Genomic DNA, 24801 nt, shown 5'->3' with positions numbered 1-24801 from the left:
GCTCCATGAACTGGGTCGTCGAGAACCTCGACCTGATCGGGCAACTCACGCTCGCCCACCTGCGGCAGAGCGCCATCGCGATCGTGCTCGGTTTCGTCCTCGCGATCCCGCTCGGCTGGGCGGCGTTCCGATTCACGCGCCTGCGCGGCACACTCCTGGGCGTGGTGGGCATCCTCTACACGATCCCCTCGTTCGGTCTGTTCGCCCTCATCAGCGCGACGACGGGCATCGGCCTCCTGTCGGAGACCAACCTGGTCGTCGCGCTCACGATCTACGCCGTGGCGATCATGACGCGTTCCGTCACCGACGGTCTCGCGTCGGTGGATGCCGCGGTCCGCAGCGCCGCGGTGGCTGTCGGCTTCGGCCCGGTCAGGCGATTCTGGACGGTCGACTTCCCCCTCGCCGGGCCGGTCATGCTGGCGGGTCTGCGCGTGACGGCGGTGTCGACCATCTCCCTGGCCACCGTCGGAGCCCTCATCGGTGTGCAGAACCTGGGATACCTCTTCACGAACGGGTCGCAGCGACGCATCATCCCCGAGGTGCTGGCGGGCGTCCTCGCCGTCGTCGTCATCGCCCTCGTGATCGATCTGGCGCTCGTCCTCGCGGGACGCGCGCTGATGCCGTGGACCCGACGGATCCGCGTGCCGCGGCAACGCGCCCGTGCGGCGGAGGTGACGGCATGAACGTCTTCCTCGACGCGTTCGCGTGGATCTTCTCCCCCGACCGCACCACCGGGTACCTCCCCCTCTGGGAGGCGATCCTGCAGCACCTCGGTTTCACCTTCGGGTCGGTCGCGATCGCGGCTGTCATCGCCATCCCCGCCGGGTGGGCGATCGGTCACACCGGGAAGGGCCGCGAGATCGCGGTGTTCCTGTCCGGCGCCGCCCGCTCCCTGCCATCCCTCGGTCTCGTCGTCCTGCTCTACCTGGTGATCGGCGTCAACTTCAAGGAGCAGGCCGCGGTCGTCGCCTTCGTCCTCCTCGCGATCCCCTCGATCCTCGCCGGCGCGTACGCCGGTATCGAGGCGATCAACCGCTCCACCGTCGAGGCGGGCCGCGCCGTCGGGATGACTCCGATGCAGATCCTGTGGAAGATTGAAGTCCCCCTCGGTCTGCCGCTTCTCATCGGCGGCATCCGCTCCGCAGTCCTGCAGGTCGTGGCCACCGTCACCATCGCCGCGTACGTGGGGCTCGGCGGACTGGGGTTCGCCCTCATCCAGGGCATCCAGACCCGCAACGCCGCACAGATCCTCGGCGCCTCGATCGTCGTCGTCATCCTCGCCCTCGTCCTGGACGGCGCTTTCGCACTGTTCCAGCGCATCGTCGTTCCCCGCGGCGTCGCCGTGCAAAACTCTTCCCCCACGCGTCGTCGCACCCGGCGCGCCCCCGTCCCGGCCACCTGAGACCGGGCATCCTGACCACCACCCCATCCGGAGGCATCCATGTCCATCACACGCACCCGCATCCTTCCCGTCGTCGGCCTCGCCGCCGCGGCCGTTTTCGCGCTGTCCGCCTGCGGCTCGAGCGATTCCCTCCAGGGCAGCGGTTCGAGCGGCAACGAGGGCGGCGGCGAGCAGTCCAAGACGATCGTCGTCGGCTCGCAGTCCTACCCGTCGAACGAGATCATCGCCGAGATCTACTCCCAGGTGCTGGAGAAGGACGGCTTCTCCGTCGAGCGGAAATTCGCCATCGGCCAGCGCGACGCCTACATGCCGTCGCTCGAGGACGGGTCCATCGACCTCTTCCCCGAATACACCGGCAGCCTGCTGCAGTACTACGACAAGTCGGCCACTGCCGGGTCGTCCGACGAGGTCTACGACGCAATGGTGAAGGTCCTTCCGGACAACCTGAAGGCTCTCGACTACTCGCCGGCGACCGACCAGGATTCCTACAACGTGACGGCCGCCTTCGCGAAAGAGAACAACCTCACCGAGATCGGCGACCTGGCCAGCATCAAGGACCTGACGTTCGGCGGCGCCCCCGAGCTCGAGCAGCGGCCGTACTTCACCGACCTGAAGAAGGTCTACGGCGTCGACGCCAAGTTCGAGGCGACGGCCGACACGACCGTCGACGAGCTCGTCGCGGGGAACATCCAGGTCGCCAACGTCTACAGCGCGGACCCGCGGATCAAGACGGAGGATCTCGTCACGCTGGAGGACCCGAAGGGACTGTTCCTCGCTGCGAACGTCGTGCCGATCGCGAACGCCGACAAGGCCGACGAGATCGCGGATGCGATCAACAAGGTCAGCGAGGCGATGAGCCCCGAGGAGCTCGTCGCGATGAATGTCGAGTCCACTGTCGACCAGCGTTCGAGCGCTGACATCGCCAAGAAGTGGATCGCCGACAACCTCGGCTGACACATGACAGCTCTGGGCCCGCAGCCCACCGTCGAATCCGTCACCGTCGTCATCCCCGTGAAGGACGACGCCGACGGACTCCGGCGGTGCCTGCGGGCCCTTGCGCTGCAGACCCGTCGGCCCGATGAGATCGTCGTGGTCGACAACGGCTCGTCGGACGATTCGGCCGGTGTCGCGCGCGAGGGCGGGACGCGGGTCGTCTCCTGCGACCAGCCCGGCATTCCCGCAGCGGCGGCAGCCGGGTACGACTCCGCGGAGGGCGACCTCATCCTCCGCCTCGACGCGGACTGCATCCCGGCGGCGACCTGGGTGGAGGTCATGAGCGCACAAGCCCGCGAGCGCCCCGAGGTGGATGTCTTCGCGGGCGCTGCTCGGTTCATCGACGGCCCGCGCTTCCTCCGGTCGCCGTTGGCGGTCGCCTACCTCGGCGCCTACGCCGCCGTCCTCACGCCGACCCTCGGACACCTCCCCCTCTTCGGGTCCAACCTCGCCATGCGCCGGTCAGCCTGGCGGCGGGTGAGCACGGTCGTCCACCGCACGGACCCCGAAATCCACGACGACCTCGATCTCTCGTTCCATCTCGGAAAGGAACATCGGATCCGGTTCGTGCCCTCAGCGGCGATGGGCATCTCGATGCGCCCCTTCGCGTCTGCATCCGCTTTCCGCCGCCGTGTGCGCCGCGGCATCCGAACCGTCGTCCGGCATTGGCCGGAGGAGTTCGCACCGATCCGGTGGGCGCGGTCCGCACGTCGACGCGCGGACCGCCGCAGCACAGCATCGAGGATGTCGGCATGAACCCCGTCCTCGGCGAGGTGGAGGGCAATCTCCTGCACGTGGCGACGCTGAACGTGCGCAGGCCGCTCCCGCGCGGGCTCTCCCGCGGTGCCGATCGATGGGAGCGGCGCCGCCCCGCGCTCCTGGCGTCGCTCTCGAGGGAATCGCCCTCGGTGATCAGCCTGCAGGAGGTGCTTCCAGGTCCCGCTCGTGACATCGCCCGGGCATTAGGAGGCGAGTACGGGCGCATCGGCGTGGGACGCGGACGCGGCGGACGCGGCGAGGGGTGCCCGATCTTCTTCGATCGATCGCGGCTCGAGCTCATCGATCATCAGCAGCTCGCCCTATCGGCCTCGCCCGAGGTCGCCGGTTCCCGGTCGTGGGGCAACCCGCTGCCTCGGGCGATGGTGATCGGAGTCTTTCGGGACCGACGCGCACGAGCGTCCTTTGCCGTGATCAACACGCACCTGGATCCGTTCTCGTCGCGGTCTCGCGTCCGCGCCGCCGAGCAGATCCGTCAGGTGGTGCGACGGCGAGGGCTCCCCACCGTCGTGATGGGTGACATGAACGCAGCCGAAGGTTCGCCCGCGCTGGAGGCCCTCACCCGCGGCGACCTGCTGACGGATGCCTGGACCACGGCAGCCGAACGCGTGACCCCGCCCTGGGGCACGTACAGCGGGTACCGCCCGCCTGTGCGCGGGGGTGAGCGCATCGACTGGATCCTGACGACTCCGGACGTCGCCGTGGAACGCGTAGGCATCGACGCCCGCCTGGAGGACGGCGTGGCCGGGTCGGACCACCTCCCGGTCCATGCCGCCATCGAGGTACCGCGATGAGATCCGAATTCTTGCGGCCGCCGCGATCCTCCGCCGAGTGGGCGGCCGACGGTATCCGCGTCTTGGGCCTGCTGAGTGTGGCAGCGGCTTTTCTCTGGTGGACGCCGACGGACGCCGGGATCCTGGCGCTCGCTCTGCCCGCCCTCCTCGTGCCCCGAGCGATCGGCGCACGGCCCGGTCTCGATGTCCTGTACGGCGTCACGGTCACCGTCGCGGCATGGAGCAACGTCCTGGACCTGTACCGTTCCATCGCGTGGTGGGACATCGCCGTCCACTTCGTGGCCACCGGTGTGATCGCGACCATCGCCTTCCTCGTCCTCCGGCGCTTCGAGGTCGTTCCGGCACGCGCCGACCGGCGATCGAGCGTCGTCCTCGTCCCGACGATCGGCCTCGCGATCAGCGCGCTGTGGGAGATGGTCGAGTGGGCCGGCAAGACGTTCCTCGCGCCGGACATCTTCGTCACCTATCAAGACACCATCGGGGACATGGCCGTCGGCGGGCTCGGTTCTCTCGTCGCCGGCATCCTGATCATCCGAATCCCCATCGAGAGGACCGCGCTCGTCGCGGCAGACAGGAAGGAACAATCATGGCGGACCTGAAGAAAGGCGATCGCGTCAGCTGGAACACGTCGCAGGGACGCACCCAGGGCAAGATCACGGAACGCAAGACGAGGGACTTCACATTCGATGGGCAGGATTTCACCGCCTCGACGGATGAGCCTGCGTTCATCGTCGAGTCGGAGAAGACGGGTGCGAAAGCCGCCCACAAGGGTTCAGCTTTGAACAAGCTGTCGTCCTGAGGGGAGGCCGCACGCCTCGCTTCCACCCGGTTCACCGGGTCTGGCGAGCGGGCGCGGCGCGGCGCGCGGCATCTGTTCACCTCGCAGGACGGAGAATCGTCGCATGCCCATCGTCGACAACGCCGTGTACGTCAACGGCCGCCGTATCCAGGACCCCTCGAATCTCAGCGAGACGTTCGAGCACATGCGCGACCACAACGGCATGGCGTGGATCGGCCTGTACCGCCCCACTGAGGCCGAGGTGGCCGCCGTGGCGGCCGAGTTCTCGCTGCACCCGCTCGCCGTCGAGGACGCTCTCGCCGGCCACCAGCGGGCGAAGCTCGAACGCTACGGCGACGTGTTGTTCGCGGTGCTCCGTCCCGCCCAGTACGACGACGAGAAGGAATCGGTGGCGTTCGGCGAGCTCCACGTCTTCGTCGGCCCCGACTTCGTGGTCACGGTCCGCCACGCCGACTCCCCCGACCTCGCGCGTGTCCGCGCTCGCATGGAGGAGCAGCCGGAATTGTTGGGCATGGGACCCGAGGCGATCCTGTACGCGATCCTCGATCAGGTCGTCGACGAGTACGCGCCGGTGATCGCAGGCGTCGAGAACGACATCGACGAGATCGAGGAAACGCTCTTCGGCGGCGATGACGCCGGTCTGTCGCAGCGCATCTACGCGCTCGCCCGCGAAGTCATCGCCCTCCACAAGTCCACTCTGCCGCTCGATGACATGCTGCAACGACTGCTGCAGGGCTCGGACAAGTACGGTGTCGACATCGAGCTCCAGCGCTCGCTGCGGGACGTGTTGGACCACGTCATCCGCGTCAACGAACGGATCGCCGCTTTCCGTTCCATCCTCGACAACGCCCTGACGGTGCATTCGACGCTCGTCACGCAGCGGCAGACCGACACCTCGCTCGAGCAGAACGAGCAGGTCAAGAAGATCTCGGGGTGGGCGGCGATCCTCTTCGGACCGACCCTCGTCGGCACGATCTACGGCATGAACTTCGACAACATGCCCGAGCTCCACTGGACGTTCGGATACCCCATGGCCCTCGGCCTGATGGTCGCGAGCTCGGTCGTCCTGTACGCCGTCTTCAAGCGCAAACACTGGCTCTGAGGCCGCCTCTGCGCCCAGGAAAAGCAGAAGGCCCCGATCACTGGCGAGAGTGATCGGGGCCGTCCGTGCACCCCCCGGGACTCGAACCCGGAACCCACTGATTAAGAGTCAGTTGCTCTGCCGATTGAGCTAGAGGTGCGTGATTCGAAGAACTCGAACCGAGGGTCAACACTAGCATCACGATCGCGCGCTGCGCCAATCGAGGCCCCCAGGCACACGCCGTATCCTGGACAGCGTGACGCCCCCTCCCTCTTCGACGCCCTGGCTCGCGCCGTACGACGGTGACCTCCGCGACGATCTCGCCTTCGCGCTCCGCCTCGCGGATGCCGCGGACAGCGCATCGATGGAACGCTTCGACGCCCCCGATCTCGAGGTCAGCACGAAGGCCGACGCGACGCACGTCACCGAGGCCGATCTGGCGACGGAGCGAGCGATCCGCGATCTCCTCGCACGCGAGCGTCCCGAGGACGGGATCCTCGGCGAGGAGTACGGCACGAGCGGAGACACCCGCCGCCAGTGGATCATCGACCCGATCGACGGCACCGCGAACTACCTCAAGGGCATCCCCATGTGGGCCACTCTCATCGCCCTTGTGGTCGACGGCGTTCCCCGGGTCGGGGTCGTCAGCCAACCGGCGATCTCGCGTCGATGGTGGGCCGCCACCGGTGCCGGCGCGTGGACCCGGGGCGCCGACGGCACGACGAGGCGCGTCCGCACGTCGGACGTCGCGACCGCCGCAGACGCGAGCATCAGCTTCCAGAGCATCGGTCAGTGGGATGCCGCGGGCCGCACAGACTCCCTCCTCCGTCTCACGCGGGCCGTGTGGCGCGACCGGGGGTACGGAGACGCCTGGCCCTACATGCTCCTGGCGGAGGGCCGTCTCGAGATGGTCGCGGAGTTCGACGTCCGCGAGTACGACATCGCCGCCCACGTGCCGATCGTCCTCGAGGCGGGTGGCCGCTTCACCGACATCGACGGCGGGGAGCGTCTGGACGCGCGCTCGTCGCTGGCGACCAACGGCATCCTCCATGACACGTTCCTCGGGATGTTGCGGACGTGAGGTCGAATCTTTCACACCGGAAGCGGACGGCGGTCGCCGTCCTCATCGCGGCCGTCGTGGCGGTGACGACGGCGTGCACTCCGACGTCAGGCCCGGGTGGTGATCCGAGCGGCGCTGCGGCACCCGGGGCATCCGCGTCGACACCGTCCTCTGCGGCCACGATCGTCCCCGAGGACGTCACGTGCGAGAACATGCTCTCCTCGGACACCATCGACACCTTCACGTCGACGGGCTGGACGGTTCGCGAGGACCCGTTCGTGATCCTCGACCTCGAACTCCCGAAGGGGATCTCCTGCACGTGGGGAGACTTCGCCTCGCCGACGAACGATGATCTGGTGCTCTTCGGATGGTCGCCGATCAGCGAGGCCGACGCGTCGGCGACCCAGGCGGCGCTGCAGGCCGAGGGATGGATCCGAAAGGACGATCCTCGGGGCGTGCTGATCACCGAGGATCCCGCGGGCGCCCTCCGCGTGGATGACGAGGGGTACGGGATGACCTACCTCTTCCGCAACGGCTGGGTGGAGGTCTCGGACACGAGACAGGGCCTCGACCTGATCGACCTCGGCTGAAGAGACGACGAAGCCCCCGCATCCGCGAACGGACCGGGGGCTTCTGCTCCGTGACAACGGTTCGTGGAGATGGGGGGAATCGAACCCCCGTCCATCGCTGAGAGACGGCGTCTTCTCCGGGCGCAGTCTGTAAATGGCGTTCTGCTCGGCCCCGACCCTTAGTACAGACACGTGAGTCGACGAGCCCAGCCTGAAAAAGTCCCGCGTGACGCTCAGGCGACGCCACGAAGCGAGATCCCTTAAATGACGCCAGGGACCATGAGGGGATCACTCACGGACTGACGGACTCGAGCTGGCTGCTTACGCAGCGAGGGCGAAGTCGGACTGCTTCTTATTGGCAGTTATTGGTTCGCAGAGATCGTTTACGAGATAACCCTGCATCCTCGGCCCGCTTCTCGCAGAGTCACAGGCGATGTCGAAACCGATCATCCCCGAGACACCTGGCGGTGTGTGGACCGTTGTCACTCTGTGGAGTTGTCAACACTCGGATGCCGGAGCGTCCGAGCATCCCAGACTACCACCGACCGGGGCGGTGTCACCCGCGGAGGAAGTACTCGACCGCCAACGGCGCGACCTCGAGGGCCCCCGTCTCCTCCGCCGTGACCCACCGGATCTCGGCGATCTCGGCAGCCGCAGCGGGTTCCTGACCGGCGATCGAGACGTCGAACACGTCGGCGACGACCACGTGCCCGGGTTCGTTGGCCGCGGCGGCGTGGAACACGCCGAGCGATCGGAGTGCAGTGACCGACACGATCACTCCCAGCTCTTCCGCGAGCTCCCGCACGAGCGTCTCGTCCGGCGTCTCGCCGGGCTCAGGCTTGCCGCCGGGCTGCATGAACGCGGTCGTCCCGGCTTTGCGCACGAGGAGCAATCGGCCCGTGTCATCCCGGATGACCGCGGCCGAGACGCGGATGGACGGTACGGATGCGGCGTCGGGCGGGGTCACGCGAGAACGCTAACAGGCGACCCGACGTACAATCTCATGTGCTTCCCGACATCTCCCCCGACGACCAGGGGATCGATCCCGCAGACCTCGCCACGACGCTCCGCGTCCTCTCCGAGCTGTCGTCGCTCCCCCGGACGCACCCCGACTTCATCGCCGTCCGCCAGGCGACCGCCGCGATGTTCAAGGCGGCGAAGAAGGAGCGCCGCCGCGAGATCCGCGCCGCGATCGCCGACGCCGACCGTGCCGTCGTGCACGCCACGGCGACGGGCGCCCCCGACCGCATCGACGACGAGACGCGCGGCATCCCGATCGCGACACGCACCGCCGCGCCGATCGCGGGCGTCCTGCAGAAGGCGCGCGGCTGCTACATCTGCAAGGAGCCGTACACGGTCGTGGACGCCTTCTACCATCAGCTCTGCCCCGAGTGCGCGGCCCTCAGCCACGCCAAGCGTGACGCGCGCACCGATCTCGCCGGACGACGCGCACTGCTGACGGGCGGACGCGCCAAGATCGGCATGTACATCGCTCTTCGGCTCCTCCGCGACGGCGCCCACACGACGATCACGACCCGCTTCCCCCGCGACGCCGTGCGGCGCTTCCGTGCCCTGCCCGACTCGCCGGAGTGGATCGATCGGCTGAAGATCGTCGGGATCGACCTGCGCGACCCGGCCCAGGTGATCGCCCTCGCCGACGACGTCGCCGCATCCGGACCGCTCGACATCCTGATCAACAACGCGACGCAGACCGTCCGGCGCTCCCCCGGCGCCTACCAGCCGCTGGTCGACGCCGAGCTGGCGCCCCTTCCCGACGGCCCCCTCCCGGCGCTCGTCACCTTCGGGCACACAAACGACCGGCACCCCGAGGCCCTCGAGCGCTCTGTGAGCGCCCACCCGATCCTCGCGGCGGCCGCGGACCGCGCCGACACCCTGACCCGCGAGGCGATGGCCGCCGGATCGACCTCGCTCGACCGGCTTGCCGCGGGAACCGCGATCGACGCCGGCGGACTGATCCCCGACCTCGACCACTCGAACTCATGGGTTCAGCGGGTGGAGGAGGTCGATCCGCTCGAGATGCTCGAAGTGCAGTTGGCCAACACCACGGCACCCTTCCTCCTCGTCTCCAAGCTCCGCCCTTCGATGTCTGCGAGCCCTGCACGCCGCACCTACATCGTGAACGTGAGCGCGATGGAGGGCGTCTTCGAGCGCGGATACAAGGGTCCGGGGCATCCGCACACCAACATGGCCAAGGCCGCCGTCAACATGCTGACCCGCACCAGTGCGCGCGAGATGTTCGAATCGGACGGCATCCTGATGACGAGCGTCGACACCGGCTGGATCACCGACGAGCGCCCCCACCCGACCAAGGTCCGTCTTGCCGAGGAGGGCTTCCATGCCCCACTGGACCTCGTCGACGGCGCTGCGCGCGTCTACGACCCGATCGTGCTCGGAGAAGCGGGCGAGGACGTCTTCGGGGTGTTCCTCAAGGACTACGCCCCCAGCCGATGGTGACGCGGTTCCCAGCCCCGGGGACCCGCGTCGTGGTGCGCTACCAGTTGCCCGATGGACGCGCGACCGACGCGCTGGGCGAGCTGATCTCGATCGATGTGGATCTCGTGGTAGTCGACGGCAAGCGCGGCGTGGAACGCATCCCCCGAGCAGCCGTCATCGCGGCGAAGGCCGTTCCCCCGCCGCCGGAACCCCGACGCCGGACCGGAACCGCCTGAGCGTCACTCGCCGAGGCGGTTGCGGCCGCGCATGGCCCGCTCAGCCTCGCGCTTGTCTTCGCGTTCGCGGATCGTCTGCCGCTTCTCGAACTCGCGCTTGCCCTTCGCAACGGCGATCTCGACCTTGGCGCGACCGTCCGAGAAGTAGAGCTTCAGTGGGATGAGCGTGTAGCCACCTGCGGAGATCGCGTGCGAGAGCTTGACGATCTCCTCCTTATGCAGCAGGAGCTTGCGCGTGCGCTTGGTCGAGTGGTTCGTCCAATGGCCCTGCGAGTACTCCGGGATGTGCACGGCGTCGAGCCACGCCTGTCCCCCGTCGATGAACGCGTAGCCGTCGCTGAGGTTCGCGCGCCCCTGCCGGAGCGACTTGACCTCGGTGCCGGTGAGCACGAGGCCCGCCTCGTAGGTCTTCTCGATGGCGTACTCGTGGCGCGCGCGACGGTTGGTCGCGATGACCTGTTCCCCGCGTTCCCTGGGCATGATGACTCCTCGACACGACGGCGCTCCGCGCGCAGCCGGTCTGCCAGTCTAACGGAGCCGGGTCGCCGCGTGGGCAGGGCTCAGGTGCGCAGCCATCTGCGGATCGCGAAGCTCGCCGACAGTGCAGCGAGGACGAGCCCCAGTCCGACGATCACCGGGATGACCAGGAGCGCGTCCCGTCCGTCGATCCAGGTGGTCACGAAGTCGATCTCGTTCACGAGGTACCCTCGGACGCCGTACTGCACCCCCAGCCAGATCGTCACGCTCGCGAGCGCCGAGCCGAGGAGGGCCGCGAACACGCCTTCGAGGATGAAGGGGGTCTGGATGAAACGATTGGATGCCCCGACGAGACGCATGATGCCGAGTTCCTTACGTCTGGCATACGCGGACAGCCGGATGGTGGTGGCGATCAGGAGGACCGCCGCGACCAGCATCAGCCCGGCGATGGCGACGGCGAAGTAGGTCGCGATGGTCAGCGCCGAGAAGAGCGGCTGCAGGTACTCCATCTGGTCCTTCACCTGCTCGACACCGTCCATACCGCTGAACGCTTCGTCGATGACCTCCGTCTGAGTGGGGTCGACGAGGTTGACCCAGTAGGTCTCGTTGAGCTGGGCCGGGGTGATGAAGTCCTTGTAGTCCTCGCCCATGAGGTCGAGCACGTTCTGATAGGCCTCGTCCCGGGTCTCGAAGCGGACGCTCCGGACGATGCCGTCGAGGGCGGGGCTCTTGAGCTTGTCGGCCACGGCCGCGAGCTGGTCCTTGGAGGCCTCGCCGCCGCTGCACGTCGTCTGCGTCGAGCCGTCCCGACACATGAAGACCGCGACCTGGGCGCGCTCCGCCCAGTACCCCTGCATCTTCGCGATCTGCATCTGCATGAGCATCGCGGCACCCACGAACGTGAGCGAGACGAAGGTGACGAGGATGACCGAGATCACCATCGAGGCATTGCGGCGAAGCCCGGTGAGCGCTTCACCGAGGACGAGACGAGCTCTCATGCGGTGGGCCCCACTTCGTCCTCGTCGCGGCGTCCGAGCCCGAGTCGGTCGGCCGCCCCCAGTCCATCGATACCCGCGAGGTCGATCTCGGCAGGCGAGATCGGGATGCCGCGGGTGCCGGTGTCGGGCTCCGATGCGGCTGCCGGGGTCGCGGCATCCTGCGTCTGCTGTTCGTTCGGAGGCGAGTCCGCAACCGGCGGGTCGTTCACGACCGGGACAGCGGGGAGCACCGCGTCGGGCTGAGGCGCCGGGGGCTCCACGACCTCCGGCAGCGGCTCGACGGCTCCGGTGTCGCCCGAGGAGACGATCTGCTTCTGCAGCTCGAGGACCGCCGTCAGCGCCGCGGTCGCCGCAGCGCCCTTGACGGTCTCCGGCCGGAGGACGGGAAGACTCGAAGTGTCACCGTAGCCACCACCGCGCTCGTCGCGGACGATGACGCCGCCGCGGAGCTCGATGACGCGGCGCTGCATCTGGTCGACGAAGCCGGCTTCGTGGGTGGCCATGACGACCGTCGTCCCGCCGGCGTTGATGCGAGCGAGCAGCTGCATGATGTCGATCGAAGTGCCGGGGTCGAGGTTTCCGGTCGGCTCGTCAGCCAGGAGGATCTGGGGGCGGTTGACGATCGCGCGCGCGATGGCGACGCGCTGCTGCTCACCGCCGGAGAGTTCGTGCGGAAGGCGCTTCTCCTTGCCGTCGAGACCGACGAGGGCGAGCGCCTCGGGCACCGACTGCTGGATGAACGCGCGGCTGGACCCGATGACCTGAAGCGAGAAGGCGACGTTCTGGAACACCGTCTTGTTGGGGAGCAGGCGGAAGTCCTGGAACACCGACCCGATGTGGCGGCGGAAGTACGGGACCTTGCGGGTGCTCAAACCCCGCACGTCGCGCCCGAGGACGACGACGCGTCCGTCGGAGGCCGTGTCCTCTCGGAGGATGAGACGCAGGCACGAGGACTTCCCCGAGCCGGAGGCGCCGACGAGGAACACGAACTCACCGCGCTGCACATCGAATTCGACGTCGCTGAGGGCGGGTTTGCTCGTACCGCGGTAACGCTTGGAGACCTTTTCGAACCGGATCATGGCCAGATGAGCCTAAGCGCGATGCCCGTGGCATCCGTCAGCGACACTCCCGGGCACTCAGGGGGCTGACAGGGTTCCCCGCACGATGGAGTCCCCCGAGTGTCCCGGATCGCCGTCGACGTTCTCCTGCGAGATGTCGACGACGGTGAACTTCGAGAGGTCGATGTCGTCGGGGATGTCGAACCTCCCGGACGAGCCGTCCAGGATGCCGAGACTCACCAGGTCGCTGGCGTCGCCCGTCAGGAGCCAGACCTCGCGGTAGCCGTCGTCGGGGACGGATGCGTCGAGGTCGACACTCACGCGGTCGTGCCCGTCCACGCGTTCGAGGAGAGCCTCCCCCACAGCGCCCGACCACGACGGGAACCCGTCCAGTCGAGCCTCGGAGATCACCTGCGGACGCGGCACGATGCCCCCGGACGCCCACACGGCGGTCACGATCGCGACGACCGCCGCGACGGCACCGGCGAGGACGAAGAACACGGGGCGCCGACTCATCCGCCGACGTCTCGGTGCGACGTGCGGGCGAGCGGGGGCGGCGACGGATGCCTCTCGCGGGTGAGCCGCGGGCTCGGCCGTGTCGTCCGGCAGGGAGAGCTCGGAGCGGATGGACTCCCACACGCGATCGGGAGGCGTCAACAGGGCTTCGCCCTCGCCGGTGGCGCGGCCGGCGAGGACGGCGCGCGCGAAGGAGGCGACCTCCGCCGCGCAGTCGGCACAGGCATCCAGGTGGCGGCGGTCCTCGTCGGACGCCTGCTCACCCATCGCGAGGAGAGCGGCGACCTCGGGGTCAAGATGTGACATGGTGCGCCTCCAATCGGCTTCGCAGACGGGTGAGACTTCGGCGGATGTGACTCTTCACGGTACCCAGCGGCATCCCGAGCCGTTCAGAGATCTGCTGATGGGTGAGGTCCTCGTAGAACGCGAGGGCGAGCACCGCACGGGCGTCGGGTTCGAGCTGGGCCACCTCGTCGGCGACGAGCATCGCATCCGAGAGGTCGTGCTCGACCGTGGACTCGGGCACGACCGACTTGAGGGCCTCCTCGAGGCGCGCCGCGCGCGCACGGGCCTCGTGGGCGTCGGCGATGCGGCGCCGGGCGATCGTGATGAGCCACGCGCCCAGCGGTGCCCGGCCCGGCCGGAACGACGAGCGCGAGGTCCAGGCCGACACGAAGGTCCGCTGCGTGACGTCCTCCGCCTCGGCGGTGTCGCCCAGAGAGCGCACCGCCAGGGTGTAGACGATCCTCGACCAGCGGTCGTACATGGCCTTCACCGCCGTCTCGTCGCCGGTCGCGAACCTCTCCGCGAGCTGCATGTCGTCGTCTACGGCCTGCTCCTTCCGTGCAGCGAGCCGGGGCTCGGTGGTCAGACTCATGACCGGGCCCGTGCAATGAGCACCACGTTATCGCTGTAGGTCCGGGTCTGCTGGTCGAAATCACCACCGCAGGTGATCACGGCGAGCATGCGGGGTCCGTCGCGGGTGAACAGCCGGTCGACCGGAAGCTCGGCCCGAGGGATGTAGGTCACGGACTCGGTGACGTAGTCGGTGGCGGCACCGTCGGCATCCGTCACCGTGACGACGTCACCGGCACGGGCTTCGCGGAGCTTCGCCAGCGGACCGATGCCGAACTCCCGGTCGTCGACGTGCGCGGCGATCACCGTGGTCCCTGCGTCATCGTCCGGCGCGACACCGAAGCGGTACCACCCGGCTGTCGACGGCCGCTCCGGGATCTGCATCTCGCCGCCGGCTTGGACGCCGACGGGCTCGACCGGCATGTCGACGCCCAGAGCGTCCAGCCTGAGGCGCTCGGGCGCAGGCACCGGGTCGAGGGCTGCCGGGGTGGCCGGTGCGACCGGGACGGAGACCTCCGGCGTGGGGGTCGCCGGAGTCGGGGAGACCGTCCCGGTCGCACCGGTGCCGGTCCCGGAGGAGGGATCCGCCTCCGGGACCGGCGCGCAGGCCGCGAGCATCATGACCGTCAAGACGACGGTGGGCGGGAGCAGGCGGCGCATGTCGGTGACCTCAGCGGCGAGCCTTGGCGGCTCGGGTCGCGTAGACGCCACCGGCGAGCAGCCCGGCGATGAGCGCGGCACCGCCGGCGAACACCCAGCCATTCGTACCGTTCTCGGCGACCAGTCCGGCCGAACCGGTGTTGACCCCACCGGGGCCTGAGTGCAGGCCGTCGATCGTCTGCGTCGCGAGCGCGAGGTTGCCGGCCTCGGCCGAACCCCACGCATAGACGACCGTCAGCTCGCCCTCCGCGACGTCGACGTCTGCCGGCCCGATGACAGGGTCGGTCGTGCCGGCGAGGGCGACGGACGCGCTGACCGTTCCGGCGGGCAGGTCGAGCGACTCCTCGTTCGGGTTCTCGAGCCCGCTGATGACCGCTTCCCCACCGGCCAGCACATCGACGGCCGGGGCGGCGGCGACGTGCCGGACCGTGAGCCGGCCTTCGCCGGCGGCGGTCTTCGACGTGTCGTTGGTGAAGAGGTTCGCCGCCGGCTGGCCTGCGGCGTCGAGGTGCGCGACCGCGGTGTAGTTCTTTCCCGCCTCGAGAGTGAGGTCGATGGGTCCGAGGACGGGCGCGGAGTCATCCGTCGCGTCCGCCGCCGTCAGGGCGACCGAGTAGGTGCCGCCGGGCAGCTGCAGCGGACCACCGAGGTCGCCGGGCTGGAAGTCGTCGATCGTCAGCTTGCCGTCGACATAAACGTCGACCGGGGTGTCGGGGATCGCGTGCAGCACCGCGAGGTCTGCATCGTCCGACGTCGCGGCCGATGCGGGGACGAAAGCGGCGAAGGCCACGGCGGCACCGAGAGCCACGCCCGCAGAGAGTGTCTTGCGCATGAGGAACTCCTTCTGATCCGGCGCGAGCTGTTCGCGCTGTCACAGAGGTATTCCGGCTGTCTGCCCCGTATGGATGCAGGTGGATGAAAAATCTTTCACCCCACCCGGCGTGGATCAGTCGTCGTCTTTGCGCTTGCGCCAGCGGATACCGGCCGCGATGAACCCGTCGAGGTCTCCGTCGAAGACGACGGCGGGGTTTCCGACCTCGTGGCCCGTCCGAAGGTCCTTGACGAGCTGCTGACCGTAGAGGAAGTAGGAGCGCATCTGGTCGCCCCAGCTCGCCGTGATCGTACCGGCGAGTTCTTTCTTCTTCGCCGCCTCCTCCTCCTTTTGGAGGAGCATGAGCCGCGTCTGCAGCACGCGCATGGCTGCGGCGCGGTTCTGGATCTGGCTCTTCTCGTTCTGCATCGAGACGACGATGCCGCTCGGGAGGTGCGTGAGGCGGACCGCGGAGTCCGTCGTGTTAACCGACTGACCACCGGGGCCCGACGAGCGGAAGACGTCGACGCGGATGTCACCCTCGGGGATGTCGACCTCCTGGGCCTCCTCCATCACCGGGATCACCTCGACGGCGGCGAAGCTCGTCTGACGCTTGTCGGCTGAGCCGAACGGGCTGATGCGGGCGAGACGGTGCGTGCCGGCTTCGACCGACAGCGTTCCGTACGCGTAGGGGGCGTCGACCTCGAACGTCGCGGACTTGATGCCCGCGCCCTCGGCGAAGGACGTGTCCATCACCTTGACGGGGTACTTGTGGCGCTCGGCCCACCGCAGGTACATGCGCATGAGCATCTCGGCGAAGTCGGTGGCGTCGTCGCCACCGGCACCCGAGCGGATCGTGACGACCGCGCCGCGATCGTCGTACTCGCCGTCGAGGAGCGTCTGCACCTCGAGCTGGCTGATGACCTTCTCGAGGTCGACGATCTCGCGGCGAGCCTCTTCGGCGGATTCCTCGTCGTCCATCTCCTGGGCGAGCTCGACGAGCACCTCGACGTCGTCGAGTCGCTGCTCGACCTCGGTGACGCGCTTCAGCTCGGACTGACGGTGGCTCAGGGCGCTGGTGACCTTCTGCGCCTTCTCCACGTCGTCCCAGAGATCGGGAGCGCCCGCCTCGTCGGAGAGACGGGCGATCTCGGCGGTGAGCGCGTCGACATCGACGACCGCCTTGATCTCACCGAAGGTGGAACGGAGGGCCTGGATCTGCACAGACGGATCGAATTCAAGCATGACACTCCAGAGTAACGTGGATGGCGATGACCGACCGACCCGACTCCCCCACTGCCCGGGAGGTGCTCTGGCGTTTCGGACCCATGGTCTACGCGCCGACCGTCCTCTTCGCGATCGGCGAGGGAGCGGTGCTCCCCCTCATCCCGATCCTCGCCAGCAACCTGGGGGCGGATGTCGCCCTGTCGGCCCTCATCGCCTCGTTGCTGGTCGTCGGGCAGCTGGTCGGCAATCTGCCCGCGGGCTGGGCGGTCGCCCGGTTCGGCGAGCGGGTGACGATGATCGCCGCGGGCTCTCTTGCGCTCGTCGTCTCGCTGACCGCCGCCCTGGTGCCGTCCCTGCCGGTGTTCGCCGGTGCGGTGTTCCTCATCGGCTCCTGCGCCGCCGCGTTCGGCCTGGCGCGCCACTCGTTCATGACCACCCGTGTGCCGGTCATGTTCCGCGCTCGTGCGCTGTCGCTTCTGGGCGGGACGTTCCGCCTCGGGATGTTCACGGGTCCCTTCATCGCGGCGGCACTCATCGGATTGTTCGGCGACGAGCGGTCGACGATCTGGTTCTTCGCCGTCTGCCTCGTCGCCCTCATCGTGCTGGTGACCTTCGGACCCGACCCCGAGAAGCAGTTCGTCGCCGAGACGGTCCGCAGCCACGAGGCCGAGGACTCCGGTGAACCCGTAACCGGCTCGATCCCCATCGCCGAGCGGGTGGGCGTGTTCCGCACGATGTGGCTGCACCGTCGGGTGCTGTCGCGTGTCGGACTGGCTGCGGCGAGCCTCTCGGCGGTCCGGTCCGCACGTCAGGTCGTCCTGCCGTTGTGGGGCGTATCGATCGGGCTGGACGCTCAGTCGATCGCCCTCGTCGTCGGCATCTCCGGCGCGCTCGACTTCGCCCTCTTCTACGCGAGCGGGCAGGTGATGGACCGGTTCGGACGACTGTGGGCCGCACTTCCGGCGATGGTCCTGATGGGGAGCGGCTTCCTCGCCCTCTCGGTCACGCACGACGGCGCGAGTGCCGAGATGTGGTTCGCGATGTTCGCGGCGGTGCTGGGCGTGGGCAACGGCCTGTCCAGCGGCATCCTGCTGACGATCGGTGCAGATCTCGCACCGAAGGATGATCCGGCGCCCTTCCTCGGGTCGTGGCGCACATTGACGGATGCCGGCGGTGCCACCACCCCGCTGATCGTGACGGGCATCACGGCGGTCTCTTCGCTGTCGTTCGCGGCAGGGGCCGTCGGAGTCATCGGGCTGCTCGGAGCTCTCGCCTTCATCCGCTGGCTGCCGCGGTTCTTGCCGCACGTCAACCGCTGACCGGGCACCCTTCTCGTCCGCAACTTGGGCACAGACCTCGAGAGCGTCATCCAATCGGTAGACGACAAGGGCCAGCGACCATGAGCGCGTGGAACACGAACCGTTCGTCGAACCTCCAGCAGGTCGTCGACATCGCCACAGACCCCGCCGACATCGTGAACGTGCCATGACGGGCCGTTCCCTCGAGATCGCGGTGCGCCGTGGGGAGGAGACCGTTCCGGCGACCATCGGCTGGCGGCGCGAGGGGTGGCGGTACGCCGTCACGATCTCGAGCGCCCGGTTCGACACGATCGACGAGGTCGCCGACGACGCGTTCGAGGCGCTCTGCCGCATACGCGGACACCTCGAACCGCTCGGGTGGCGCATCGGTGTCGTCGGCGCGCAGACGGACGTGTGGCCGAGCGAGATGGCGCGCGACCAGGGCGGCGGGCTCCGCGCCTACCGCGTCGGAACGGACCGGATCGGTGATCTCGTCGACGTCTTCGAGCCGGCCGACCCGGAGACCGTGACGACCGTCGAGGCTCAGCGAGCCGAAGCTGACCGGCGGTTCGAGCTCATCCGGAACGCGGACGCGCACTGACATCCGGACTCGCGCGGCCGCATGCGGCTCAGTCGAGCGCCGTCCGACTCGTGGCGGTCGCGTCGAGCACCACCCCGGCGGGAACGAAGAGCGAGGATATCGGCGGATGCCACGTCGTCGACACCGTCACTCGCGCGGATACTCCGTCCGGTGAGCCCGCGGTCACGAGCGTCACGTCGTCTTCGACCGCGACGATCGCCTCAGCCTGTTCCCGCACCCCTTCATCGGTGAGCTGTGCGCGCGGCTGATCGCCCACCAGGTCGAGCGTGAACCCGTCCGCGCCCGCGAGAGCCGCGGCATCCGCTGCGGCCTGCGTGCGCTTGTGCGCGAGGTACAGACTCGTGGCGTCCACCGAGACGAACACGAGGACGAGCGCGAGAAGCGCGTAGCCGATCGTGAGCAGGAGCACGCTTCCTTCTTCGTCGCGGCGGATCATCCGTCTCTCCAGTAGCGCGAGACCTTCTGGACCGACGACGACTCGACGCCCACACGGGCCGCCTGGTCGAGGCCGAGGACCGGCGGCACGAGAGGCAACGGGACGGACGAGGCGACGGTCACCCGGACGATCGCGCCTGCGGCCGGGCACGACGCAGCAGTTCCGACGCACGAGACGTCGACAGCGAGCGAGTCCCTCGGGATGTCGTACTCGCGCGCCAGGGCGTCCAAGATGGTCGCGGCACGGTCGTCGGCGTCCTCCGCGCTCTCGGCGGATGCCACGGCCCGCGCCACGTGCCTCGACGCCGCTTCGACTCCCAGCGCGTGCGACTGGATGAGCCCGAGGGTCACGACGAGATAGACGATGGGGACGAGCAGGACGACGCCGCCGACGATGAACTCCAGTGCCGCGGACCCGCGCTCGTCCTCCGCGAAACGCTCAGTCGAAGCTCTCGGCCGGAGCATGGACGGTCACCTCCCACCCGTGCGGAACGCCGAGGAGGCCGACGAGCGGGAGCGCGGTCGTCACCGTCACGGAAACGGTGTCGTATCCCAGACCCCGTGAATCCGTCGCCGTCACGCTTTCCAGGAAATCCCCGCCCACGGTGCGCTCGACGATGTCGCGCGTGCGGGCCGCTCCCGCTTGCGTGTCGACGTCGGCCAGGGCGGCGTAATAGGCGCCCTCGACAGCAGCATCGTGCACGACGTTCCGGACGTAGACGGCGAGCCCCAGCTGCAGGACACCGAGGGTCAGGACGGTCAGTAACACGCCGACGAGCACGAACTCGACCGGAGTCGAGCCGCGTTCATCGGAGAGCAGCCGCCGCATCCTTCGCCCTCAGAAGCTGGAGACCTGGTCGATCGCCTGCTCGAACAGCTGCGACAGGGCAGGTCCCGCGAGCGCCCAGATCACGACGACCAGTCCGGCGGTCATGAGGGTGATCAGCACCCAGCCGGGGACGTCGCCGCGTTCGTCATCGCGGAGGCGGGTGACGACGGCACCCCACGCGGTGCGGAGTCTCGCCAGAGAGGGACGGATCATGATGTTCTCCTTTCGGATCAGGTGGTCAGCCGACCCCGAGGCGCAGCATGACGATGCCGGGGAAGACCGCGAACAGGACGCTCATGGGGAGGAGGAGGAAGACGATCGGGAAGAGCATCGCGATCTCCTTCTTCCCTGCCTGCTCGATGAGCGATCGTTTGGCGTCCTCGCGCGCGTCGCCGGCCTGTGCCTGCAGCACACCCGCCAAGGGGGCGCCGCGGTCGATCGCCGCGACGAGGTGCTCGATCGCACGGGAGAGCGTGGGAACGTCGAGGCGCCGCCCGAGATCGAGGAGCGCGTCGGACAGGTTCGAGCCGGTGCCGCTGTCGAGGACCGCGCGGCGGATCTCGACCGTGAGCTCGCCGGTGCCGATCTCCCCCACCCGCCTGAGTGCGTCGCGCAGACCCTCGCCCGCCGCGAGGCAGAGGGACAGGAACTCGAGAAGCGTCGGGAGCTCCTCCTCGACGCGCGCACGCCTGCGGCGGGCCGCGGACGTGAGCCGCAGATCGAGCACCGCGGCGGCCGAGAGCGCCAGGACGGGCGGCAGGAGCGCGGACCCGGGAGTGAGCCGGCCGGCGAGGGCGAGGACGACCAGCACGACCCCGCCGAAGAGACCACCGAGGAGGACCCAGGTGAGCTGGCGGGCGCGGAATGCCGCGGCATCCTGCGTCCACCCGGCCTGACGGAGACGGTGCTCGAGTCGCGCGGCGCCGCCGAAAGAGGAGATGACACGGTCCCGGCGGGTGCGCCAGTCGCCGCGGGCGGATGCCAAAGGGGTGAGGCCCCGCGGATCGGCGATGTCGCGCAGATACGGTGCGATCCGACGTGAGAGCGTCGGCGCCGCCAGACGCGGGATCCGGGTTGAGACCAGGACGAGGCCGGCTGCGAAAGCGCCCCCGAGCACGATGGCGAGCGCGAGTTCGGTCAGCCCGCTCATGCGAACCACCGCCGCGGCTCCGGGAGGCGGCCGATGCCGACCATGAGGCGGAAGGCGACGACGGACACCGCCGCTCCCAGGAGGATGACCGCGACGCCTTCCGGACTGCTGTATGCGGCGGCGCCCTCGGGGCGCAGCGCGAGCAGACCGAGGATCACCCATGGCGCGACGACACCGAGAACCGCAGCGCCGCGGATCCAGGACTGCCGGGCTTCGATCTCGGCCCGGAGCGCGGCCTCGGCGCGCACGGACGCCGAGAGGGCGCGGAGGACGCTCGTGAGCTCCGTGCCTCCGACCTGGCGCGCCATCCGCAGGGCTTCGATGATGCGGTCGGCGACGGGGTGGGCGAGCCGCGCCTTCAGGCGGAGCGCGCTCGAATCGAAGTGACCGGAGGCCGACACGTCCGAGGAGAACGCGCTGAACGCGGGACGCAGCGACGGCGGACCGACCTCCCCCAGCGCCGACACCGCGTCGGGCAGGGACATGCCCGACCGGACGGAGGCGACGAGGAGGTCGCATACATCCGGCCACATCTGACGGCGGCTCTTCTGCAATCGCCGCGCGCGCCCGCGGAGCCATCCCGCAGGCGCGAAGAATCCGGCCACCGCGGCGACGGCGGCGAAGGCGGGGAGTGCGGTGATCAACCAGATGATCGCCCCTGCGACGGCGGCGGCGGCCAGACTGATCGAGGCGAGGTGGCCCGTCGTCGCGTGGCCGAATCCCGCGGCTTGCAGGAGCCGGGCGACGGTGCCATCGCGCTGCGGCGCCTCTGCACGGCGCGCACGCGGAGGCCAGAGCCAGGGTGCGAGCGTGAGCAGGATGCCGGCGGCCAGGGTGAGCCCCAGGATGGTCGTCACACGCCCTCACCCCCGAACACGCGACGCGTCTCGACGGCGCCGTCGACGACCCGCCCGGTGGGCGCGATGATCTCGACGACGGCTCGCCGACCGGCGACATCCCGTCGGCAATGCACGACCAGGCCGACGGACGCGGCGATGGCCGGCAGGAGGAAGTCGCGGTCGATGTTGCGACCGGCCAGGAGCGGCAGCGATGCCAGCTTGCGCAGCGCGTCGCCCGCGGAGTTCGCGTGGATCGTCGCCGCGCCGGGTACGCCGGTGTTCAGGGCGAGCAGCAGATCGAGCGCCTCGGCATCGCGGACCTCTCCCACGACCAGGCGGTCGGGCCGCATACGGAGAGCCTCCTTGACCAAGCGGCGGAGCGACACTTCACCGGTTCCCTCGAGGCTCGGCTGACGACCTTGGAGGGCGACGAGGTCGGGAGCCTGGGCGTTGAGCTCGAACGTCTCCTCGACCGTGACGATGCGGTCATCGACAGGAGCGGACGCGATGAGCGCGCCGAGTAGGGTCGTCTTCCCTGCGTGCGTGGCTCCGGAGACGATGACGCTCGTGCCGTCGCGCATCGCGGCTCGCAGCACCGAGGCCGCCTCGGGGCGGACCGACCCGGCTGCGACCAGATCGTCCAGGGTGCGGAAGCGGGTGAGGAACTTCCGGATGTTGACGGCCCAGTGCCGACGGGTGATATCGGGGATGACGACGTGCAGACGCGAGCCGTCGGGCAGCGACGCGTCGACGAACGGCTGGCTGAGGTCGACGCGTCGGCCGGTCGCGTGCAGCATCCGTTCGACGAGGTCACGCACCGCCGTGTCGCTGAGCACGATCGGAGCCCGCTCACTCCGCCCTTCTCGCGCGATGAAGACCTTGTCGGGGGCGTTGATCCAGATCTCCTCGATATCGGGGTCGTCCAACAGCGCCTGGAGGGGGCCGTACCCGGCGACGGTCGAGAGGATGTCGCGGACGGATGCCGCTTCGTCCTCGATGACGTCGATTCCCCGCGCGAGGGCGAAGTCGTTGTGACGGCGCACCTCGGCCCGGGCGATCCGGGCCGCGCGGTCGGGGTCTCGGGAAGGATCGACGTCCTCGCTGCGCAAGCGTTCCCGCACCCGCTCCGCGAGCGCGGCGAGACCGCGGGTCGGCGCAAGGGGGGACGCGATGCTCATGGCCTGGGATCCTCGCAACCGCCCGCGCCTCGGCGTGGGAGTTATCCACACCGCGACGCATCATCGCGGATGACGACCCGCCTCAGCCTTCCGTCCCCTCACGGCCGCCAGCCGCCGGGTCCTCGTCGGGTGGCGTCGATCCGTCGTCCTTCCGCCACATTCGAATCCCTCGGTGCGACGGGGTAGTGACCCATGCCGGAAGCGTAGAGGTGTGCGAGGAGACGAACCATCAGCGGGTTCGTGAGAATCATCGGTCGCGTACTCGGATGGCGAGAACGAGACAGCGGATCTGCCACGCAACGCCGAGCACCGCAGACAGGATCAGCAGCCCGACCACCAGCCACTGCGGGATCGAGAATCTCACACCAGTCGCAAGCGTCAAGATGAGCAGTCCGACGAAGTAGACCAGCAGTAGCGCGAAGGTGCAGACACCGACGATGTGGAACCATGGGCCACGTTCACCCATCGAATCGTTCGCTGCCTGCAGTGCGACGCCGACCACGGGCCACAGGAGACTGCTGCCCCGCGCCCACGCCGTGTCGGGCTTCGAACTCAGAGATCCGCCTCCTACGCGCGCGCAGGGCGAGTACGCCAAACACGATGAGACCAGCACCCGGGATCACAGTAGCGGCGCCGAGAACCCACTCCACCGTCTCCGATGGCACGCCCCGTGTCACAGCCGTGGCCAGCAACATTGCTCCCCAGAGCAGATAGACGGTCGCCGTCACGCGCCCTCGTTCGGCGGCCATCCGCTGCGTGATGAGACCGCCAGCCGCGTGCGCCCCTGAATCGCTCTCGCTTGCCATACCGAGACCTTCGCAGCACGGCGTCGGTTCGTCTACGGAATTGCCCGCGTCTATCGCAGTACCACGCCATCCCTCGGCGTCGCTCCACGCCTATGCGGCCTGGATATCCACACCGACGGCAGGCCTCAGAGATCGAGGAGAGCGAGCGCGACGCTCACGAGGCTGTCCTTCGTGAGGCGGCCGTCCTGCCCCCAGCGCGAGTCGCTGATCACGATGTCGACGCCGGGCACCAGGACAGAGCCCGTTCCCCCGCCGACGGCTGCGGAATCGGCATCCATCCAGAGCCCCACGCCGCCGACCTTCTCGAGACGCGGGTCGTCGAAGTACATGTCCATGCCGAGGCCGGTAGCCTCATCCGCATCGGGCACCTCGTCCATGCCCTCCGAGATGTCCACGGTGAAGGATTGGATATCGGAGAGCTCGCTGACCGCGTCCGCAGGGGTCACCCAGGCGCAACCGATGGCGTCCGGCTGGACGTAGGAGTTCTCCTCGTCGAGCGGGATGCCGTCGATGTAGTCGCCGACGACGGCGGCGACCTGATCGCAGCTCGAGATGCCGGGAAGTTCCCGGACGGCCGCCGTCCCGCCGTCGCCCGCGGCGGCGGGTGCGCTCGGCCCTGCGGATCCCTCGTCGGAGACGGCGGGGGCGGCGGGCGCGCATCCGGCGAGGAAGCCGGCGAGGGCGAGGAGCGGGATCACGGGTATGAGAGATCGAGGCGCAGTCACGCGACAGAGGTTACCGATTCGGGGGTTATCCCTCCCAGGTCCCTCCCACCCGGCGCCCTAGACTGAACCCACCAGCGGGAGTGGTGAAATCGGCAGACACGCAGGATTTAGGTTCCTGTGCCTTCGGGCGTGGGGGTTCAAGTCCCCCCTTCCGCACGAGGCACCGTCGTGTC

At 68.9% G+C, this 24801-nt stretch carries 32 protein-coding genes, 2 tRNA genes and 1 other RNA gene; 15 read left to right on the top strand and 20 right to left on the bottom strand.

Going from position 1 to position 24801, the window contains the following annotated elements; genetic code table 11:
• Positions 1–5: 5 nt before the first annotated feature.
• The 8 genes from H286_RS0103815 (at position 6) to corA (ending at position 5867) form a co-directional block, all read left to right on the top strand.
• On the top strand, positions 6–683 hold the full coding sequence (locus tag H286_RS0103815; RefSeq protein WP_018188110.1) for an ABC transporter permease: 678 nt from the start codon (positions 6–8) through the stop codon (positions 681–683).
• Complete coding sequence (locus tag H286_RS0103810) at positions 680–1402, top strand: ABC transporter permease (RefSeq protein WP_018188111.1); 723 nt, start codon at positions 680–682, stop codon at positions 1400–1402. Before H286_RS0103815 ends, H286_RS0103810 begins: the two co-directional genes overlap by 4 nt.
• A 39-nt stretch (positions 1403–1441) precedes the next feature.
• On the top strand, positions 1442–2356 hold the full coding sequence (locus H286_RS0103805; RefSeq protein WP_020097167.1) for an ABC transporter substrate-binding protein: 915 nt from the start codon (positions 1442–1444) through the stop codon (positions 2354–2356).
• A gap of 3 nt (positions 2357–2359) precedes the next feature.
• Complete coding sequence (locus tag H286_RS0103800; RefSeq protein ID WP_020097166.1) at positions 2360–3151, top strand: glycosyltransferase family 2 protein; 792 nt, start codon at positions 2360–2362, stop codon at positions 3149–3151.
• Entirely contained in the window at positions 3148–3966 is an 819-nt protein-coding gene (locus H286_RS0103795; protein ID WP_231370881.1) for an endonuclease/exonuclease/phosphatase family protein, read from the top strand. The genes H286_RS0103800 and H286_RS0103795 overlap by 4 nt, the downstream gene beginning before the upstream one ends.
• A complete protein-coding gene (locus tag H286_RS0103790; RefSeq protein WP_020097164.1) occupies positions 3963–4565 on the top strand; it encodes a DUF2238 domain-containing protein in 603 nt (200 codons plus the stop codon). The genes H286_RS0103795 and H286_RS0103790 overlap by 4 nt, the downstream gene beginning before the upstream one ends.
• Positions 4553–4765, top strand: coding sequence for a DUF2945 domain-containing protein (locus H286_RS0103785; RefSeq protein ID WP_018188116.1), 213 nt, complete (start codon positions 4553–4555; stop codon positions 4763–4765). The genes H286_RS0103790 and H286_RS0103785 overlap by 13 nt, the downstream gene beginning before the upstream one ends.
• Before the next feature lie 103 nt (positions 4766–4868).
• Positions 4869–5867, top strand: coding sequence for a magnesium/cobalt transporter CorA (gene corA / locus H286_RS0103780; RefSeq protein WP_020097163.1), 999 nt, complete (start codon positions 4869–4871; stop codon positions 5865–5867).
• A 66-nt stretch (positions 5868–5933) separates the two neighbouring features.
• On the opposite strand, the gene H286_RS0103775 is transcribed toward corA, so the two are convergent.
• Positions 5934–6006: transfer RNA gene (locus H286_RS0103775), tRNA-Lys, on the bottom strand.
• Positions 6007–6102: 96 nt separating this feature from the next.
• On the opposite strand from H286_RS0103775, the gene H286_RS0103770 reads away from it, so the two are divergent.
• Together H286_RS0103770 and H286_RS0103765 are read left to right on the top strand one after the other, a co-directional pair.
• A complete protein-coding gene (locus H286_RS0103770) occupies positions 6103–6927 on the top strand; it encodes an inositol monophosphatase family protein (RefSeq protein ID WP_020097162.1) in 825 nt (274 codons plus the stop codon).
• Positions 6924–7496: a hypothetical protein gene (locus H286_RS0103765; RefSeq protein ID WP_020097161.1), complete on the top strand. Its 573-nt coding sequence runs from the start codon at positions 6924–6926 to the stop codon at positions 7494–7496. The genes H286_RS0103770 and H286_RS0103765 overlap by 4 nt, the downstream gene beginning before the upstream one ends.
• A 61-nt stretch (positions 7497–7557) precedes the next feature.
• Here the strand turns inward: H286_RS0103765 and ssrA are convergent.
• Positions 7558–7929, bottom strand: a transfer-messenger RNA (tmRNA) gene (gene ssrA / locus H286_RS14770).
• A 102-nt stretch (positions 7930–8031) separates the two neighbouring features.
• The gene (locus H286_RS0103760; RefSeq protein ID WP_020097160.1) at positions 8032–8442 is read right to left on the bottom strand and encodes an NUDIX hydrolase; all 411 of its coding nucleotides are present in this window, start codon (positions 8440–8442) and stop codon (positions 8032–8034) included.
• A gap of 38 nt (positions 8443–8480) precedes the next feature.
• Here H286_RS0103760 and H286_RS0103755 point away from each other — a divergent pair, with 38 nt between their 5' ends.
• Positions 8481–9950, top strand: coding sequence for an SDR family oxidoreductase (locus tag H286_RS0103755; RefSeq protein WP_020097159.1), 1470 nt, complete (start codon positions 8481–8483; stop codon positions 9948–9950).
• Positions 9944–10165 (top strand): putative acetyltransferase, encoded by a 222-nt coding sequence (locus H286_RS0103750; RefSeq protein ID WP_028497383.1) that lies wholly within the window; start codon positions 9944–9946, stop codon positions 10163–10165. Before H286_RS0103755 ends, H286_RS0103750 begins: the two co-directional genes overlap by 7 nt.
• A 3-nt stretch (positions 10166–10168) precedes the next feature.
• Here H286_RS0103750 and smpB read toward each other — a convergent pair whose 3' ends face one another.
• The 8 genes from smpB to prfB form a co-directional block, all read right to left on the bottom strand.
• Complete coding sequence (smpB, locus tag H286_RS0103745; protein ID WP_018188123.1) at positions 10169–10645, bottom strand: SsrA-binding protein SmpB; 477 nt, start codon at positions 10643–10645, stop codon at positions 10169–10171.
• A gap of 80 nt (positions 10646–10725) precedes the next feature.
• Positions 10726–11640: a permease-like cell division protein FtsX gene (gene ftsX / locus H286_RS0103740; RefSeq protein WP_020097157.1), complete on the bottom strand. Its 915-nt coding sequence runs from the start codon at positions 11638–11640 to the stop codon at positions 10726–10728.
• On the bottom strand, positions 11637–12719 hold the full coding sequence (gene ftsE, locus H286_RS0103735) for a cell division ATP-binding protein FtsE (RefSeq protein ID WP_020097156.1): 1083 nt from the start codon (positions 12717–12719) through the stop codon (positions 11637–11639). Before ftsE ends, ftsX begins: the two co-directional genes overlap by 4 nt.
• Before the next feature lie 57 nt (positions 12720–12776).
• The gene (locus H286_RS0103730) at positions 12777–13520 is read right to left on the bottom strand and encodes an anti-sigma factor (RefSeq protein ID WP_020097155.1); all 744 of its coding nucleotides are present in this window, start codon (positions 13518–13520) and stop codon (positions 12777–12779) included.
• Complete coding sequence (locus tag H286_RS14430) at positions 13507–14091, bottom strand: RNA polymerase sigma factor (protein WP_018188127.1); 585 nt, start codon at positions 14089–14091, stop codon at positions 13507–13509. The genes H286_RS0103730 and H286_RS14430 overlap by 14 nt, the downstream gene beginning before the upstream one ends.
• On the bottom strand, positions 14088–14729 hold the full coding sequence (locus H286_RS0103720; protein ID WP_020097154.1) for a class F sortase: 642 nt from the start codon (positions 14727–14729) through the stop codon (positions 14088–14090). Before H286_RS0103720 ends, H286_RS14430 begins: the two co-directional genes overlap by 4 nt.
• Before the next feature lie 10 nt (positions 14730–14739).
• Complete coding sequence (locus H286_RS0103715) at positions 14740–15561, bottom strand: DUF4397 domain-containing protein (RefSeq protein ID WP_018188129.1); 822 nt, start codon at positions 15559–15561, stop codon at positions 14740–14742.
• A 114-nt stretch (positions 15562–15675) separates the two neighbouring features.
• On the bottom strand, positions 15676–16785 hold the full coding sequence (prfB, locus tag H286_RS0103710) for a peptide chain release factor 2 (RefSeq protein WP_020665420.1): 1110 nt from the start codon (positions 16783–16785) through the stop codon (positions 15676–15678).
• Positions 16786–16811: 26 nt separating this feature from the next.
• Here prfB and H286_RS0103705 point away from each other — a divergent pair, with 26 nt between their 5' ends.
• Entirely contained in the window at positions 16812–18086 is a 1275-nt protein-coding gene (locus tag H286_RS0103705) for an MFS transporter (RefSeq protein WP_020097153.1), read from the top strand.
• 166 nt (positions 18087–18252) lie between these two features.
• The gene (locus H286_RS0103695; protein ID WP_020097151.1) at positions 18253–18666 is read left to right on the top strand and encodes a hypothetical protein; all 414 of its coding nucleotides are present in this window, start codon (positions 18253–18255) and stop codon (positions 18664–18666) included.
• A 28-nt stretch (positions 18667–18694) separates the two neighbouring features.
• Here H286_RS0103695 and H286_RS0103690 read toward each other — a convergent pair whose 3' ends face one another.
• The 9 genes from H286_RS0103690 to H286_RS0103645 form a co-directional block, all read right to left on the bottom strand.
• Positions 18695–19102, bottom strand: coding sequence for a pilus assembly protein TadG-related protein (locus H286_RS0103690; RefSeq protein WP_020097150.1), 408 nt, complete (start codon positions 19100–19102; stop codon positions 18695–18697).
• The gene (locus H286_RS0103685) at positions 19099–19566 is read right to left on the bottom strand and encodes a TadE/TadG family type IV pilus assembly protein (protein WP_020097149.1); all 468 of its coding nucleotides are present in this window, start codon (positions 19564–19566) and stop codon (positions 19099–19101) included. Before H286_RS0103685 ends, H286_RS0103690 begins: the two co-directional genes overlap by 4 nt.
• Positions 19541–19930: a TadE/TadG family type IV pilus assembly protein gene (locus tag H286_RS0103680; RefSeq protein WP_018188136.1), complete on the bottom strand. Its 390-nt coding sequence runs from the start codon at positions 19928–19930 to the stop codon at positions 19541–19543. Before H286_RS0103680 ends, H286_RS0103685 begins: the two co-directional genes overlap by 26 nt.
• Before the next feature lie 9 nt (positions 19931–19939).
• Positions 19940–20143: a hypothetical protein gene (locus H286_RS0103675; protein WP_020097148.1), complete on the bottom strand. Its 204-nt coding sequence runs from the start codon at positions 20141–20143 to the stop codon at positions 19940–19942.
• 25 nt (positions 20144–20168) lie between these two features.
• On the bottom strand, positions 20169–21080 hold the full coding sequence (locus H286_RS14425; protein ID WP_018188138.1) for a type II secretion system F family protein: 912 nt from the start codon (positions 21078–21080) through the stop codon (positions 20169–20171).
• Positions 21077–21937: a type II secretion system F family protein gene (locus H286_RS0103660; protein WP_020097147.1), complete on the bottom strand. Its 861-nt coding sequence runs from the start codon at positions 21935–21937 to the stop codon at positions 21077–21079. Before H286_RS0103660 ends, H286_RS14425 begins: the two co-directional genes overlap by 4 nt.
• Positions 21934–23097 carry a CpaF family protein gene (locus H286_RS0103655; RefSeq protein WP_020097146.1) on the bottom strand — a complete coding sequence of 388 codons (1164 nt, stop codon included), beginning with the start codon at positions 23095–23097 and terminating at the stop codon, positions 21934–21936. The genes H286_RS0103660 and H286_RS0103655 overlap by 4 nt, the downstream gene beginning before the upstream one ends.
• A 247-nt stretch (positions 23098–23344) precedes the next feature.
• Positions 23345–23599 (bottom strand): hypothetical protein, encoded by a 255-nt coding sequence (locus tag H286_RS0103650; RefSeq protein ID WP_036324045.1) that lies wholly within the window; start codon positions 23597–23599, stop codon positions 23345–23347.
• Positions 23600–24028: 429 nt separating this feature from the next.
• Positions 24029–24628 (bottom strand): hypothetical protein, encoded by a 600-nt coding sequence (locus H286_RS0103645; protein ID WP_231370880.1) that lies wholly within the window; start codon positions 24626–24628, stop codon positions 24029–24031.
• 74 nt (positions 24629–24702) lie between these two features.
• On the opposite strand from H286_RS0103645, the gene H286_RS0103640 reads away from it, so the two are divergent.
• Positions 24703–24784, top strand: a tRNA-Leu gene (locus H286_RS0103640).
• The last annotated feature ends 17 nt before the right edge of the window (positions 24785–24801 follow it).

The organism is Microbacterium sp. 11MF (genome assembly GCF_000383475.1).
GTDB lineage: Bacteria > Actinomycetota > Actinomycetes > Actinomycetales > Microbacteriaceae > Microbacterium > Microbacterium aquilitoris.
Note: the sequence above shows the minus strand (reverse complement) of the source record. Positions and strands in the feature narration are given on the sequence as shown.